Raw genomic sequence first — 14,535 nt, 5'->3', positions numbered from 1 at the left:
CATGCTTTCCATCGTTATCCCGATTCACAATGAAGAGCCCGCGATCCTGCGGCTCTACGACGGGCTCACTTCGGTGATGGAAATCATCAACCGGCCGTATGAACTGATCTTCGTGGACGACGCTTCGAACGACCGCAGCTTCGATTTGCTGGCCAACCTGGTGGAGACCGACGCGCGCTTGAAGGTGATTCGCCTGCGGCGCAATTTCGGGCAAACGGCGGCGCTTTCGGCCGGATTCGACGAAGCGCGCGGCTCGATCATCATATCGATGGACGGCGACCTGCAGCACGATCCGGCGGACATGCCGGCGCTGCTGGCGAAGATAGATGAAGGCTATGACATCGCCAGCGGCTGGCGGAAACAGCGCAATGACAACCTGGTGATGAGGAAGATCCCCTCCCGCATTGCCAACTGGCTGATGTCCAAGGTGAGCGGAGTGGACCTGCACGACTTCGGCACGACCTACAAGGCGTACCGGGCCGAAGTGATCAAGGACGTGAACCTGTACGGGGAACTGCACCGGTTCATCCCGGCGCTGGCCAGCGTGTACGGCGCGCGTATCGCCGAGGTGCCCATCCAGAATCCGCCGCGCACCGGCGGAGCCTCGCACTACGGCATCGGGCGGACGTTCAACGTGATGTTCGATATCATCACGATTCGCTTCCTGCTCAAGTACTTCACGCGTCCCATGCACTTTTTCGGGCGGATCGGCCTGGCGAGCGGCACGACGGGCGGGGCTATCCTGTTCTTCCTGCTGGTCAAGAAGATCCTGGGCCACGAGATCATCATGCAGCACGGCCCGCTGCTGTTTACCGGTGGATTGCTGCTGCTGGTGGGCCTGGTGATGTTCACGACGGGCCTGCTGGGCGAAATTCTGATGCGGACCTACTTTGAAAGCCAGGGCCGGCGGATTTACGCGATCAGGGAAGTCCGGTCGCAGCAGGAAGCCAAGACGGCCGGCGAAGGGAAGTAGCCGTAGGGGCTGGTCCTCTCGGGGCTGAGCAGAATTCCCGGTCAGACTGATTCGTTGGAGCCTCGATCGGCGGAATGCGGATTTCCGTATGGTCATCCGCTTCCTTTCAATTGGAGCCTCGATGGGTGGAATGCGGATTTCCGTATGGTCATCCGCTTCCTTTCAATTGGAGCCTCGACGAGTGGAATGCGGATTTCCGTATGGTCATCCGCTTCCTGACGGTCGCGGCTCCGTTTGGGCGGCTCCGTTTGGGGCTCCGTTTAGTGAGTGATGGCGCGACGCCAGCGCTCCTCGAAGAGACCGGCCATGGCCTCGGCCAGCCCGGCGTGATCAAAGACCACGGCGGTCCAGGACGGGCGGGTGATCACCGGGTCGAGCAGCGCGACCAGGCCCTGGTTGCAGTCGAATAAAGCCAGTTTGAGCGGCAAAGAAAGCACTTCGCGTACCTCCACGCCGACCGACTTATAGTCCTGCAGACGGCCCCGGTGCTCGTCGTCCAATGCTCCGGACTCTACCAGGATCCGGCTGCGCACACCCCGCGCGGCAGCCTGTTTCACCAGTTGTTCGTCCAGCGGATCGACGGCGTAGGGAGGCCGGGAGAACTCAATGAACTCGCGCTCGACGCTGGAAAGCATGGAGCGGTAGTGGACGGCGATCTGCGACGGATCGTTGACGATACGCAGATAGTCGAGAGTTCCGCGCCCGCCCTGCCCTTCGGCATAGGCGGTCCTGAGGTCCGTGGCCAGGGAATTGCCATGGCGCCTCTGTTCGTCCAGTTGCTGTTCGAGGGATTCTTTCTGCCGCTCCAGGTAGGCCGGGATGGCCAATCCGGGTTCGACGGCGGAGAAGAGTTTGGTCTTTTCCTGGACCACTTGCGCGAAGCCTTTTTCCACCAGGCTGTCGAGCACCTCGTAGATTTTCTGTCTGGGTACGCGCGCGCGCGCGGCGAGCTCCAGCGCCTTAAAGCGTGGATGCCCCACGAGCACTACGTAGGATCGCGCCTCGTAAGCATTCAGCCCAACCTGCTGAAGCCGGCGCCAAAATTTCTCGTAATCAACATCGGCAAGATCGTTTGCCATATCCCCATTCATCCTTAGGTTCATCAGGTATATCACAAGGAAACGGCTGCCGCTGCAACACCCGGGGGAGTTCGTGCATCTGATCTACATGGGCGTCAACACCTGGGAACTGCCGCACACCCTCGGCTTGCTGCGGCGGAGCGAATGGTCTGAGGAGCGCTGCCGCGGGCGCAGCGTCAAGGACGAGTTGCGGGAAAACCTGATCTGCAAGCTGAAACAGGGCAAAACACTGTTTCCAGGCATTGTGGGCTATGAAGATACGGTGATTCCGCAAGTGGTGAATGCCGTGCTCTCGAGGCACAATTTCATCCTGCTGGGGCTGCGGGGCCAGGCGAAAACGAAGCTGGTACGCATGCTCACTTACCTGCTGGACGAGGCGATGCCGTACATCGCCGGGTCGGAGATCCGGGACAATCCCTACCAGCCCCTGAGCAAAATGGGGCGCCTGACGGTGGAAGAACTGGGCGAAGAGACGCCTATCGCGTGGCTGACGCCGGAGCAGCGCTATGTGGAGAAGCTGGCCACGCCGGATGTAACGATCGCGGACATGATCGGTGACCTGGATCCCATCAAGGCGGCGCGCGCCGGCCAGAACATCAGTGACGAGCTGACCGTTCACTACGGCCTGCTTCCGCGCGCCAATCGCGGAATCTTCGCCATCAACGAACTGCCCGACCTGGCCGGCAAGATCCAGGTGGGTTTGTTCAACATCCTGCAGGAAGGCGATGTGCAGATCAAAGGCTACCCCGTGCGGCTGCCGCTGGATCTGCTGATGGTGTTCACGGCGAATCCGGAAGACTACACGGCGCGCGGCAAGATCATCACTCCGTTGAAGGACCGCATCGGCAGCGAAATCCGCACGCACTATCCGATGACGGTGGATCAGGGTATCGCGATCACACACGCGGAGGCGTGGACCAAGCGCGAATCGGCGGTCTCGATTGCCGTGCCGGGCTGGATGCGGGATGTCGTCGAGACGCTGGCCTTTGCGGCGCGCGAGGACAAGCGAGTGGACAAACGCAGCGGCGTGAGCCAGCGGCTGCCCATCTCGGTGATGGAGAACGTAGTCTCGAACGCCGAGCGGCGGGCCCTGATGACTGGCGATACCGACGCCGTGCCGCGCATTCTCGATCTCTACGCCGCGCTGCCGTCGATCACGGGCAAGCTGGAACTGGAGTATGAAGGTGAATTGAAGGGCGGAGATGCGGTGGCCCGCGAGCTGATCAAATCGGCCCTGGCGCGCGTCTACAAGAAGCATTTCGAGAATGTGAGCGTGCGCGAAGTGATCCAGCACTTCACGGCCGGCGGGACATTGAAGATCAATGAGCTGTCGACCTCCGCGGAAGTGGTGAATGCGTTGTCGGCGATTCCCGGGTTACTGGAAAAGACGAAGCACCTGGGGCTGACCGAGAACGAGAGCGACGGCGTGCGAGCGGCCGCGGGCGAATTCATTCTGGAAGGGTTGTACGCGCTGAAGCGCATTGGGCGCAGCGAGGAACTGGGCTTCCAGGGTGGAGACGGTCCGAATTCCGATCCGCAGGACTGGGACGGAAATGAGGGAGAAGAGGACGACTGGCCGCCGCGCCGGCGCAAGGACAAGAAGCGCAACTACAACTGAGAAATGAAGCGATCAGCCGTTTTCTGTCAGCTGCGCGCTGGTGGCCCCGGGCGCTCGAAACCGGGTCCGCCGCAGAGCTGATGGCTGATAGCTGATGGCTGGATGTCGAAAGCTGGCTGTTCTTCAAATGAAAAAGATAAGGTACGGACGCTACGAAGAGACAGACCTGGGCCTCTCGGCCGAGGATCTGATGCAGATGCTGGGCGACCTCCTGCTGGACAGCGGTTTTGACGGCTGGCGGGAGTTGACGATGGAAGAGCTGCGCGAGGCGCTGAAGCGGGCTCTGGAAGAGAAAGGCGAGTTCGACAAGCAGCGCATTGAGCAGGCCCTGGACGGGCTGCTGGCCAAGTTGGAAGAAGAAGGCTACCTCAATCGGGAGGACGACCCGGACAAGCCGGTGAAGTTGGAGATCACCGACAAAGCGATCGACTTCCTGGGCTTCAAAACGCTGAAGGACCTGATGGGCGCACTGGGGCGATCGTCATTCGGGGCGCACGAGACCCGCGATTTGTCGACGGGCGTCGAGTCGAGCGGGTCAACCAAGAAGTGGGAATTCGGCGACACGTTGAACCTGGACGCCAGCGCCACGCTGTTTTCGGCCCTGCAGCGTGAGGGCCTGAAGCTGCCGCTGGAGATCGAATATGACGATCTGCACGTGCACCAGAGCGAGTATCAGAGCTCGTGCGCGACCGTGCTGATGCTGGATTGCAGCCATTCAATGATCCTCTATGGCGAGGACCGCTTCACGCCGGCCAAGCGGGTCGCGCTGGCATTGTCGCACCTGATCCGCACGCAGTTCCCTGGCGATTCGCTGCGGCTGGTGCTGTTCCACGATACGGCGGAGGAAGTGCGGCTGGGCGAGCTGGCCCGGGTGCAGGTAGGTCCTTACTACACCAACACACGGGACGGGCTGATTCTGGCGCAGCGCATCCTGGCCTCGGAAAAGAAAGACATGAAGCAGATCGTGATGATCACGGATGGCAAGCCTTCGGCGTTGACGCTGGAGGACGGGCGCATCTACAAGAATCCGATGGGGCTGGATCCGCTGGTGCTGAGCAAGACACTGGAAGAGGTGGGGCGCTGCAAGCGAGCCGGGATCCTGATCAATACGTTCATGCTGGCCAGCGACTATTCACTGGTGCAGTTCGTGCAGAAGGTGACGGAGATGTGCAAAGGCAAAGCCTATTTCACGACGCCGTACAACCTGGGCCAGTACCTGCTGATGGACTTCCTGAACCGCAAGACGCGTACGATCCACTGAGGGCTTTTGCCGCTACAGTAGAAATCATGCATCGTAGTGACTGGCAATGGGAGAACGAGATTCTGGAACGGTTCTCCACGCTGCCTCACGGCCGCTCGAACTATAAGCACCTGGTGCGGGAGCTGGGCCTGAAGGGCGAGAATCGCCAGGCGCTGGAAGACACCCTGGACCGGCTGGCACGCAAGGGCTCGCTGATCGAACTGAAGGGCGGCCAGTATGTGCTGCCGCGCTGCACCCAGGAATACGCCGTCGGGCGGCTGAACATGCACCGCGACGGCTATGGCTTCGTGATTCCGGAAACGCAGCCGCTGGGGCTGACCGGTGACGTGTTCCTACCCCCGAATTCCATGGGTGCGGCGATGCACGGCGACCGTGTGCTGGCGCGGATCACGCGCGTGCAAGGCGGCCGGGCCGAGGGCGAGATCCGTAAGATTCTGCGGCGCGCCCATCCGACCGTGGTCGGCGAATTCAGGTTGGGCCGGCGCCAGAGTTTCGTCGTTCCGCACGACAGCAAGCTGCAGAAGTGGGTTCTGATTCCGGATGGCATGGAACTGCCGCAGCAGGGGCTGAATCCTGACCGGATTGGCGCCGCTCCGCTGAACCTGCGCGGACCGGAGGACCTGGACGGCCTGATTGTGAACGTGGAGATCGTCGAGTATCCGGATCATGCCGACGACTACCCCGTGGGCCGCGTGATTGAAGTGCTGGGCCATCCGGACGACTTCGGGGTGGACGTGGAAGTGACCATCCGCAAGCACCACCTGCCGAACCGCTTTCCACCGGAAGTATTGGAGCAGGCGCAGAACGTACCCGGCGTCATCACGCAGGCGGAGATGGAAGGGCGGCGCGATTTCCGCGGCATGGAGATCGTGACCATCGACGGTGAGACGGCGCGCGACTTCGACGACGCCGTGTGGGTGGATCGCCTGGAGAATGGCCACTACGCGCTGCATGTGCACATCGCCGATGTCAGCCACTATGTGCGGCCCGGCACGCCCATCGACCTGGAAGCACTGGTGCGCGGGACCAGCGTCTACTTCCCCGATCGCGCGGTACCGATGCTGCCGCTGGAGCTTTCCACGGAGATCTGCTCGCTGAAGCCCCAGGTGGACCGCCTGTGCATGAGCGCCCTGCTGGAGCTCGACCGCCAGGGCCAGGTGGTGAAGCAGGAGTTCTGCCGCGGCGTAATCCGCAGCGTGGAACGCATGACTTATACGAACGTGCACCTGCTGCTGGAAGGCGACGCGGCCCAACGTGAGCGCTACAAGGACCTGATCCCGAAGTTTGAGCTGATGAAGGAACTGGCGCTGGTGCTGAACAAGCAGCGCATGCGGCGCGGCTCCATCGACTTCGACCTGCCGGAGCCGCTGGTTGTGTTCGATGCGCAGGGCGTGATGACGGGCATCGCGCGGACGCCCAGGAACATCGCGCACAGGCTGATTGAAGAGTTCATGCTGGCCGCCAATGAGGCCGTATCGGGTCACCTGGAGTCGCACCTGGACGAGTCGATTTACCGTGTACACGAGGTGCCGGATCCACAGCGCGTGATGGAGTTTGAGGAAGTGGCCTCGCGCTTCGGCTATTCATTGGGGATACCCGCCATGCCGGTGAAGCGCTACCGGCAGGTGGACCGCAAGAACGACGGGCGCCGGATCATGCGCGTGATCGAGCGCGCGGACGATAGTTTTCGCGTCGCCTCGAAGATGTACCAGAAGCTGGTGGAGAAGCTGGAAGGCAAGCCGGAGGAGCGGATTCTCAGCTACCTGATGCTGCGGTCTCTGAAGCAGGCCCGCTATTCCACCAAGAACGTTGGGCACTTCGCCCTGGCGGCGAAGACCTATACGCACTTCACCTCCCCCATCCGGCGGTACCCCGACCTGCTGGTGCACAGGCTGCTGGGCGGTCTGCTGGACGGGCGGCCGGCCCCCATCATGGGGCTGCCGGTGATGGCGGAACAGAGTTCGGACACAGAGCGGCGCGCGGCCGAAGCGGAGCGCGAACTGATGGAGTGGAAGAAGGTCAAGTTCATGATCGATCGCGTGGGTGAGGAATTCTCCGCCCTGGTGATCTCCACAGCCAAGTTCGGGTTCTTTGTGGAATTGGACCAACTCTTCGTCGAGGGGCTGGTGCCGATCGACTTCCTGCCGGGCGAACGCTGGAACTTCCAGGAGAACTCGAGGACGATTGTGGCCGAGCGCAGCCGCAAGGAGATCCGGATTGGCGATAAAGTAAAAGTCCAACTGGATCGCGTGGACGCGGTGGAGAAGAAGCTGATCTTCTCGATTGTGGTACCCGGGCCCCCGAAGGGCATTAAGCGGAAAGGCGGAAAGGGCCGATGAAGCGTTGGGGTTTGCGGATTGGATTGGCGATTCTCGCCATCTACGTGGTGTTCCTGGGCGTCATGTACGCCGCGATGACGAAGTCGCCCATGGACTTCAGCCGCTTCATGATGGTGCTGCCGATGCCGTTGATGTACGCGACCCCATTCCCGCCCATGTGGGCGAAGGCTCGGGCGGGTACGGTAAAACCGGGCGACCTGGCTCCGGACTTCACACTGGAGCGGCAGGATCATCAGGGGCGCGTGCGCTTGTCGGAACTGCGCGGATCACGGCCCGTCGTGCTGGTGTTCGGGAGCTATACTTGACCGCCTTTTCGGCGGGAGGTTCCCGTCCTGAACGCGATGTATCGCGAATTTCGTGACCGTGTGGATTTTTACGTCGTTTACATCCAGGAAGCACATGCCAGCGATATGTGGCAGTTGCCCGTGAACGAAAAAGACGGGGTGATTTTCACTTCGCCGAAGACCCAGCAGGAACGTTCCCTGGTCGCCTCGGCTTGTGTCCGCAAGCTGGGCCTGGAGATGCCTGCGTTGGTTGACGGCATCGACAATGCAGTGGATTTGGCGTACACAGGCTGGCCCGACAGGCTGTACGTGATCGACAAGGACGGCTATGTCCGCTACAAAAGCGGGCCCGGCCCATTTGGTTTCCATCCGGAACAGATGCGGCCCTCTGTCGTACAGGTTGCAGGACAAAATCCAAAGAACTGAAACCCTTCAGTGATCGGCGGCATCTGACGGGATGTGAAGGAAGAAGACTTACGCCAGGCTGTTAGCCACCAGACATCCGTGGATCGCGCGATTCTCTCCGTACTGCTGGGAGGGACAGCACGCCGCCAAAGGGTTCTGCTGGACTGTCCGGCGATGGCATATGAGCCGCGTTTTTTCATGACGCCGCCCGCGCCTGGTGAACCTGACGACTTCATTCTGGCTCCGACTGCTCCCGATTGCGGCCCATTTTCGCATCTGCTGGTCGAACTTCTGGCGGATGAACGGCGCAGGTAACGCAAAAGTCATCCGCGGCTAAAGGCATCGGCACAAGGCTGGCAGTAGGCCGCCTGGCGAATATCAATTCGTTCGACGCTGTGGGCCGACGACATCACACAACGCCAATCGGTGCAGTGCCGCAACCCCTGGGTATGACCGACCTCATGCAGTAGCTCCTTGAAGAGGCGCTGGGAAACCGCCTCTTCCCTGGGCGGGAGGCCGTAATACTCGTCACGCAGCCGGTGAGTGGACACAATCGCTGCCGGTCCCGCCAATTGCGCCTCGCCAAACACGAAGGTCAGAACCGGCACGTAAAGATCCAGCGCGGTGACGCCCAGTACGACGGTGTTCGCGGGCGGTTTGCGCTGCTGGAGTTGCGCCAAAATGGGCGTAGACCAAGCCTGCATACGGTAACCATCGAAGGCATAGTCAATGTTCATGGGCTGGGTCTCGACGCGGCAGGAGACCGCGAAGGAGCGGGCGACGGCAGCGGACAGGCGATCGAGAACCGAAAGGGGCGGCAACCCCTCGCCGCTCGCCAGGGACAGCGGGACGAGGTGGATGGCGGAGATCACTTGGGCGCGGAATCCCTCAATCCATAACGCTTGATCTTGTTATAAAGCGTGGTGCGGTCAATATCGAGAATCCGCGCTGTCTTGGAGAGGTTCCAGCTCGTCTCCTGCAGCATCTTCTCGATGTGGGTCTTTTCCATATCCTCCAGCCGCTGGCCGACGGCGCCGCTGAGCAGCGAAGGGTGCGATTGGAAGGGGAAGTCCTCGGGCCTCAACTCGGTTTCGCGATTGATCAACATGGCACGCTCAATCGCATTTTCCATCTCCCGGACGTTGCCGGGCCAGTTGTAATCCATCAGCACTTCCAGCGCACGGGGCGAAACCCGCTGCAGCGGCCGGTTCATCTGGCCGGAAAACTTCTGCAGGAAATGGTCAGCCAATAGCGGGATGTCCTCGCGCCGCGCCCGCAGCGGCGGAATGTCGATGGCGAACACGTTCAGGCGGTAGTAGAGGTCGGGCCGGAAGAGGCGTTCTTCCACCAGTTGCTCGAGGCTCTTGTTGGTGGCGGCGACGGCGCGGAAGTCGACCTTGATCTGCTGCGTGTCGCCCACGCGAACAATCTCCTTCTGCTGCAGCACGCGCAGCAGGTCGGTCTGGACGTGCAGGCTGATGTCCGAAATCTCGTCCAGGAACACAGTGCCGCCATCGGCCACCTCGAACTTGCCCTTCTTGCGGGCCTGGGCGCCGGTGAAAGCTCCGCGTTCGTGACCGAAGAGTTCGCTTTCCAGCAGCGACTCAGTGAGGGCTCCGCAGTGGATCACCACCAGCGGATTGAATCGGCGCGGGCTGGCGGCATGGATGGAGCGGGCCACCACTTCCTTTCCGGTGCCGCTTTCGCCCGTGATGAGGACGGTGGCATCGGTGGGCGCGACGGTCTCCACCAGTTCCATGACGCGCTTCATGGCCGAGCTCTGGCCGATGAGCTGGGTGTCCGGGAAGATCTGCTTCAGGTTCTCCCGCAGGCGGACGACTTCCCGGGTGGCCGTACGGTGCGAGATCGCGTTCGAGACCAGGTGCACCAGCTCATCCGGGTCAAACGGCTTGGTGATGTAGTCGTAAGCGCCGTTCTTGAGGGCGCGAACAGCCGTCTCGACCGAGGCATACCCCGTCATGATGACGACCGGCATGTCCTGGTCGATCTCCTTCAGCCGGGCCTGCAGTTCGATACCGTCCACCCCTGGCATTTTGATGTCGACCAGGGCCAGGTCGAAGCGGTCGCGGCTGAGGATCTCCAGCGCGGCGGGAGCGCCTGGAGCTATTGTGACGTCGAACCCTTCGCTCTCAAACCACTTCCCCAGGGAATCACGCACGACGATGTCGTCGTCGACGATGAGAAGTTTCCCGCTATTCATACATTCGTTCCTTGCGATGTTGGATCGGCTGCCCGGACCGCGGCGGCCGGATTGCCAGGCGTCTCCGCTGGAGCACACAGCGGCAGGTGCACGATGAACTCGGCGCCCTGTCCGGGCGGCGACTGCACCGCCAGCGTCCCGCCATGGCGCTCCACAATGCCTTTGGCGACAGCCAGGCCCAGTCCGGTGCGATGCTGGTTGTCCTTCGTGCTGAAGAAGGGCTCAAAGATCTGCTGTTGAATCGTGGCCGGGATGCCGGGTCCATTGTCCTTCACGCGCAGCACAATACCCTGCCCGGCCGGCGCGGCCTCGGTAATCACGCGAATCTCGCCGCCTTTGCCCAGGGCCTCGGAAGCGTTCACGATGAGCACGATCAGCACCTGCTGGATCTGACCGGCGTCGCACTGCACTTCGGGCAAGGTGGGGCTCAGCTCCCGGATAAGCACGGTCTGGGCGAGGTCGAGTTGGTGGGCGATGAGGGTGACGGCGCGCTCGACCACCATATTCACCTGCACCGGAGCACGCTGGGGCGGGCTCTGTCTGGCGAAAGCCAGCAGGTTCTTCATCAGGTCGCCGCAGCGGCGGCTCTCGCGCTCGATCACCTGCAGACTCTCGGTCATGCGCTGGCGCGTGGGTTCGTCCAGCTCCGGTTTCCGCAGATCCTTGATGGTCAGCCGGGCGTAGGTGAGCATGCCGAAAAGCGGATTGTTGACCTCATGGGCCACGGTGGCGGCGAGGCGGCCCAGCGAGGCCATCTTCTCGGTATGGATGAGGCCCCTGTGCGCGGTTTCGAGTTCTGCGGTCTTCTGCTGTACCCGCGTCTCGAGGGTATGCGCCCACCGGGTGAGCTCGGAATGCGCTTCCTCCAGCTCCGTTGCCATTTCGTTGAACGAAGCGGCCAGCACGCCCATCTCGTCGCTGGTGTGAACCCCGATGCGGTGGCCAAGATCGCCCTGCGCCAGTTTCATCGTGCCGGCCATCATCTCGCGCATGGGGCGGTGGACAAACCACCACACGAAGCCGATCGACATCAGGCAGGCGAAGATCGCCGTGGCGATTGTGAAGCCGTAGGCCTGCGTGCGGTGTTCGGCAAGCTGGGCATCCACGGCATCCAGCGCCAGGTGCGCGTCAATCACACCCAGGATGCGGCGCTCGGCCGGGTGTGCGTGGCACGCGGCATTCGAACAATCGGGGCTGTTTTCAATGGGGCGGATGACGGCAAGGGTCCGCCGGCCGTCGGCGCCGGTGAAGATGCGCGCACGGTCGTGGCGGGCGAGTTTCGTCAGCGGACGCGATTGCGCGTGACAGGCATAACAGCTCTCGGCGCCCTTATCCACCATGCTTCCAATCTCTTTGGGATCGGTGGAGTGGCGTACCTGCCCTTCCTCATTGATGATGCGGAGCTTGCGGATGCCCGGTTCGCGGCCAATGTCGCGAATCATGGAGTAGAGCATCTCGCGGTCGTTGTGGAGCATCGCCTGCCAGGCGGAGGAATGGACTACATCGGAGATTCGTTCAGCGGAAAGCGACACCAGCGCCTCGAGATGTTTCTGCTCGAGGCGCTGGAGTACATAGGCAAAGAGGCTAAAACAGACAATTACGGCGGCCAGCAGACACCCCGCCAGTTTGGCTGCAAGACCAAAGCGGGGTAGCTGGATGGCGTGCTGAGTCAAACGGTCTCAGTCTCCCCGGGCGAGTGAATGCGCGTAGGCGCGGTCTTCCAGCACGGGTACGTCAGGCACTGGCTTATGTTCCTCGGCTTCGAATACCGGCAGGTAGTGCGCCGCCATTCGGAACACAAAGAATCCAAAGGCGACCATGGCCAGGGTGACCGAAATCTCGGTCCACTTGGGCACGTAATGGACTCCGGATGATGCTTCCAGGCCCGTCACGCTGACGTTCAGCCGGTGTGTGACAAAGCCCAGCAGGAAGAGTACCGTGCCGACGTAGATCGCCTGCGGGTTCTCGCGGGTCCGTTCACGGAAGAACATCAGCATGGGCACGGCCATCAGTACGATTTCCAAGCCGAAAAGCCAGCGCTCCCAGCCCGGATTGTTCAGGGTCGACAAAGCGCCGCGATGATAAAGATCCAGGAAGCGCATCGTCAGGTATACGCCGATGACCACAGCCAGGACACGGGTCAGGCGCTGGATCAGCGGGAACTCCAACTGGCGGCCGAACGCCTTGGAGCTATGCCAGGATTCGAAGATCGTCATGGCCAAGCCGGTGGCGATGGCCGAAACGTAGAACAGGACCGGCAGCAGGGGCGAGTACCACAGCGGGTGGAGCTTCGTGGGGAGGATCAGGAAGACGCTGCCCAGCGAACTCTGGTGGAGCGTAGAAAGGATGACGCCCAGGATGATAATCGGGAGCATCACATTCTTGAGCACCTTGTGCGCTTTGACCAGGCCGAGTTTCTCGAGCACCATCGGCAGGAATTCGAGGAACAGGACGGAGGTGTACAGAGTCACGCACCACCCCACTTCGAACATCACCGACCGCGGATTCCACATGATCAGCGGGTGCCAGACACGGTAAGGCCGGCCCAGGTCGAACATCAGCGCCACGGTGACCAGCAGGTAGCCGAGGAACGCAGTGAGGATCGCGGGCCGGACAACAGCCTTATAGTCCTTGAGGTTGAAGATGTGGACAATGGCGGCCAGTGTGAAGCCGCCGGCCGCCAGGCCAACTCCGCACAGGACGTCAAAACCGACCCAGATGCCCCACGGGAACTCATCGCTCAGGTTCGTGGAGGCGCCCAGGCCGTAATAGAACCGCACGAAGGTGGCGTAGAGCGCCACCAGCATGATGACGGCGAACGAAGTACGCCAGAAGTATGTGCGCAAGGCGTTTGTCATGACCGTCCTTCCTTGCGCGCCACTTCTTCCTTCCGGTGGGAGATCCAGTGGATACCGCCCATCAGAACCGAGCCCATCACCACTACATCAGGCACATGCTGCAGGGCATTCCACGTCAGGGCGGGCAGCGCCGACTTGATGACCTTCGTGTTGTATCCGATCTGGTCGAACGGCACGGAGGAAAGGATGAGAACCGAGGTTCCGCCCACCTCCTCCACTCCGTAGATCTTCGGATAGTAGTCCTTGGGTTTGTCAGCGATCCGCTTCCGCGCCTCGGCGATCAGTTCGTCCCGGTTACCGGTGATGGTTGCGCCATACCCGCAGGCTTCACTGCAGCGGGTAACCCCGCCGCCAGGTACGCGGTCGCTGCACATGTCGCACTTGCGAACCTTGGGCAGCCTCGCTTCCCATTCGTAGGTGGGCACCTGGAACGGGCACGCCACCATACAGTAACGGCAACCCATGCAGCGGTCCTCGTCGTACACAACCGGACCGGCTGCGGTTTTCTGCAACGCCGCGACGGGGCAAACCGAAGCGCACGCCGGATCCTGACAGTGCATGCAGAGCTTCCGGGAAAACTTCTCCCCAAAGGTGCGAATCGTCGTCAGCTTGTGGGAAGAGATCTTCTCCTCGGCTGCGATTTTCTCGTTGTACGGCAGCTTCCAGCGGGTCGAACAGGCTTCTTCGCACTGCCGACATCCGACGCAGAGTGTGCTGTCGTAAAGGATGGCCTTGGACATCTGGTCCTCTTGGTGCTCTATCTGATTCTATATCAGATTTTCGGGTCTATTGTTCTATTTTTCTACAATGAAGCGAGCTTAACTCAAGAGGTACTGTTTCGCGGCCTTGTGCCAAACATCCACGGGCAGCTCAGCTGTGGCGTCTTTCGACGGACGGCCGCCGTCAGCCGCGGTGACTCCAGCAAGCTGCGGCTGCAATCCGAAGAAACCTTCAGCGGCTTCCTGCATCCAGGACGAGAGCAGGTTGGCGGGCAGCAGGTTGCGGGTCGGGCCTTCTTCGTCGGGAGCAAACACGGACATCAGCCAGCCCTGGCCGTAGGGATCTTCGCGCAGCAGTGCCGGGTTGTTCGCCAGTTCGGCGTTCACTTCCACTACTTCACCTTCCACAGGCGAGATCATTTCGATCTTCTCTTCCCCGCGATACAGCGAAATCACCTTCTGGCCCTGGCGAACCCAATGACCCGGCTTCGGCAATTCGATACGGTCCACGGGACCAGCCAGGATGGCGGCAAACTCATCAGCGCCCACGCGATGCACGTTTTTCCGTTCCCGATGCAGCCAGGTATGGCCGGCGTGATAACGAAGGGTGGCGGGGACGCGGAATCCGCTCAGGATCTCGTCGTTTACCGGGGCGGCAGCGGCTTGGGGCTCCTCAGCCATGGCGAGGGCCGGAACGCGCTTGCGGTTCAGAATCATGTCAACAGCGATGAACACTGCGAAGGTTACGATAACGAGTAGGACGGTCATGATGTTTTAT

At 61.4% G+C, this 14,535-nt stretch carries 12 protein-coding genes and 1 pseudogene; 6 read left to right on the top strand and 7 right to left on the bottom strand.

Going from position 1 to position 14,535, the window contains the following annotated elements; all coding sequences use genetic code 11:
* Position 1: 1 nt before the first annotated feature.
* Positions 2 to 973, top strand: coding sequence for a glycosyltransferase family 2 protein (locus ACR9Y2_RS19860; protein ID WP_435043356.1), 972 nt, complete (start codon positions 2 to 4; stop codon positions 971 to 973).
* Positions 974 to 1,233: 260 nt separating this feature from the next.
* Here the strand turns inward: ACR9Y2_RS19860 and ACR9Y2_RS19855 are convergent, their stop codons facing one another.
* The gene (locus ACR9Y2_RS19855; RefSeq protein WP_435043355.1) at positions 1,234 to 2,052 is read right to left on the bottom strand and encodes a TrmB family transcriptional regulator; all 819 of its coding nucleotides are present in this window, start codon (positions 2,050 to 2,052) and stop codon (positions 1,234 to 1,236) included.
* Positions 2,053 to 2,140: 88 nt separating this feature from the next.
* Between ACR9Y2_RS19855 and ACR9Y2_RS19850 the strand changes: the two genes are divergently transcribed.
* The 5 genes and pseudogenes from ACR9Y2_RS19850 to ACR9Y2_RS19830 all read left to right on the top strand — a co-directional run.
* Positions 2,141 to 3,670 (top strand): magnesium chelatase, encoded by a 1,530-nt coding sequence (locus ACR9Y2_RS19850; protein ID WP_435044887.1) that lies wholly within the window; start codon positions 2,141 to 2,143, stop codon positions 3,668 to 3,670.
* A gap of 127 nt (positions 3,671 to 3,797) precedes the next feature.
* Positions 3,798 to 4,931, top strand: coding sequence for a vWA domain-containing protein (locus tag ACR9Y2_RS19845; protein ID WP_435043354.1), 1,134 nt, complete (start codon positions 3,798 to 3,800; stop codon positions 4,929 to 4,931).
* 26 nt (positions 4,932 to 4,957) lie between these two features.
* Positions 4,958 to 7,270 (top strand): ribonuclease R family protein, encoded by a 2,313-nt coding sequence (locus ACR9Y2_RS19840; RefSeq protein WP_435043353.1) that lies wholly within the window; start codon positions 4,958 to 4,960, stop codon positions 7,268 to 7,270.
* Positions 7,267 to 7,575, top strand: coding sequence for a hypothetical protein (locus ACR9Y2_RS19835; RefSeq protein WP_435043352.1), 309 nt, complete (start codon positions 7,267 to 7,269; stop codon positions 7,573 to 7,575). The genes ACR9Y2_RS19840 and ACR9Y2_RS19835 overlap by 4 nt, the downstream gene beginning before the upstream one ends.
* A 12-nt stretch (positions 7,576 to 7,587) precedes the next feature.
* Positions 7,588 to 7,980: pseudogene (locus tag ACR9Y2_RS19830) on the top strand (deiodinase-like protein); the annotation flags it as partial.
* Positions 7,981 to 8,282: 302 nt separating this feature from the next.
* On the opposite strand, the gene ACR9Y2_RS19825 reads toward ACR9Y2_RS19830, so the two are convergent.
* The 6 genes from ACR9Y2_RS19825 to ACR9Y2_RS19800 form a co-directional block, all read right to left on the bottom strand.
* On the bottom strand, positions 8,283 to 8,831 hold the full coding sequence (locus ACR9Y2_RS19825; RefSeq protein WP_435043351.1) for an archaemetzincin family Zn-dependent metalloprotease: 549 nt from the start codon (positions 8,829 to 8,831) through the stop codon (positions 8,283 to 8,285).
* The gene (locus ACR9Y2_RS19820; protein ID WP_435043350.1) at positions 8,828 to 10,180 is read right to left on the bottom strand and encodes a sigma-54-dependent transcriptional regulator; all 1,353 of its coding nucleotides are present in this window, start codon (positions 10,178 to 10,180) and stop codon (positions 8,828 to 8,830) included. The genes ACR9Y2_RS19825 and ACR9Y2_RS19820 overlap by 4 nt, the downstream gene beginning before the upstream one ends.
* Positions 10,177 to 11,853 carry a sensor histidine kinase gene (locus tag ACR9Y2_RS19815; RefSeq protein WP_435043349.1) on the bottom strand — a complete coding sequence of 559 codons (1,677 nt, stop codon included), beginning with the start codon at positions 11,851 to 11,853 and terminating at the stop codon, positions 10,177 to 10,179. Before ACR9Y2_RS19815 ends, ACR9Y2_RS19820 begins: the two co-directional genes overlap by 4 nt.
* Positions 11,854 to 11,859: 6 nt before the next feature.
* Positions 11,860 to 13,038 (bottom strand): NrfD/PsrC family molybdoenzyme membrane anchor subunit, encoded by a 1,179-nt coding sequence (gene nrfD, locus ACR9Y2_RS19810; protein ID WP_435043347.1) that lies wholly within the window; start codon positions 13,036 to 13,038, stop codon positions 11,860 to 11,862.
* On the bottom strand, positions 13,035 to 13,778 hold the full coding sequence (locus ACR9Y2_RS19805; RefSeq protein ID WP_435043346.1) for a 4Fe-4S dicluster domain-containing protein: 744 nt from the start codon (positions 13,776 to 13,778) through the stop codon (positions 13,035 to 13,037). The genes nrfD and ACR9Y2_RS19805 overlap by 4 nt, the downstream gene beginning before the upstream one ends.
* A 78-nt stretch (positions 13,779 to 13,856) precedes the next feature.
* A complete protein-coding gene (locus tag ACR9Y2_RS19800; protein ID WP_435043345.1) occupies positions 13,857 to 14,525 on the bottom strand; it encodes a glycine cleavage system protein H in 669 nt (222 codons plus the stop codon).
* Positions 14,526 to 14,535 lie beyond the last annotated feature (10 nt).

Source organism: Paludibaculum fermentans, assembly GCF_051172195.1.
Classification (GTDB): Bacteria; Acidobacteriota; Terriglobia; order Bryobacterales; family Bryobacteraceae; genus Paludibaculum; species Paludibaculum fermentans_A.
Note: the sequence above shows the minus strand (reverse complement) of the source record. Positions and strands in the feature narration are given on the sequence as shown.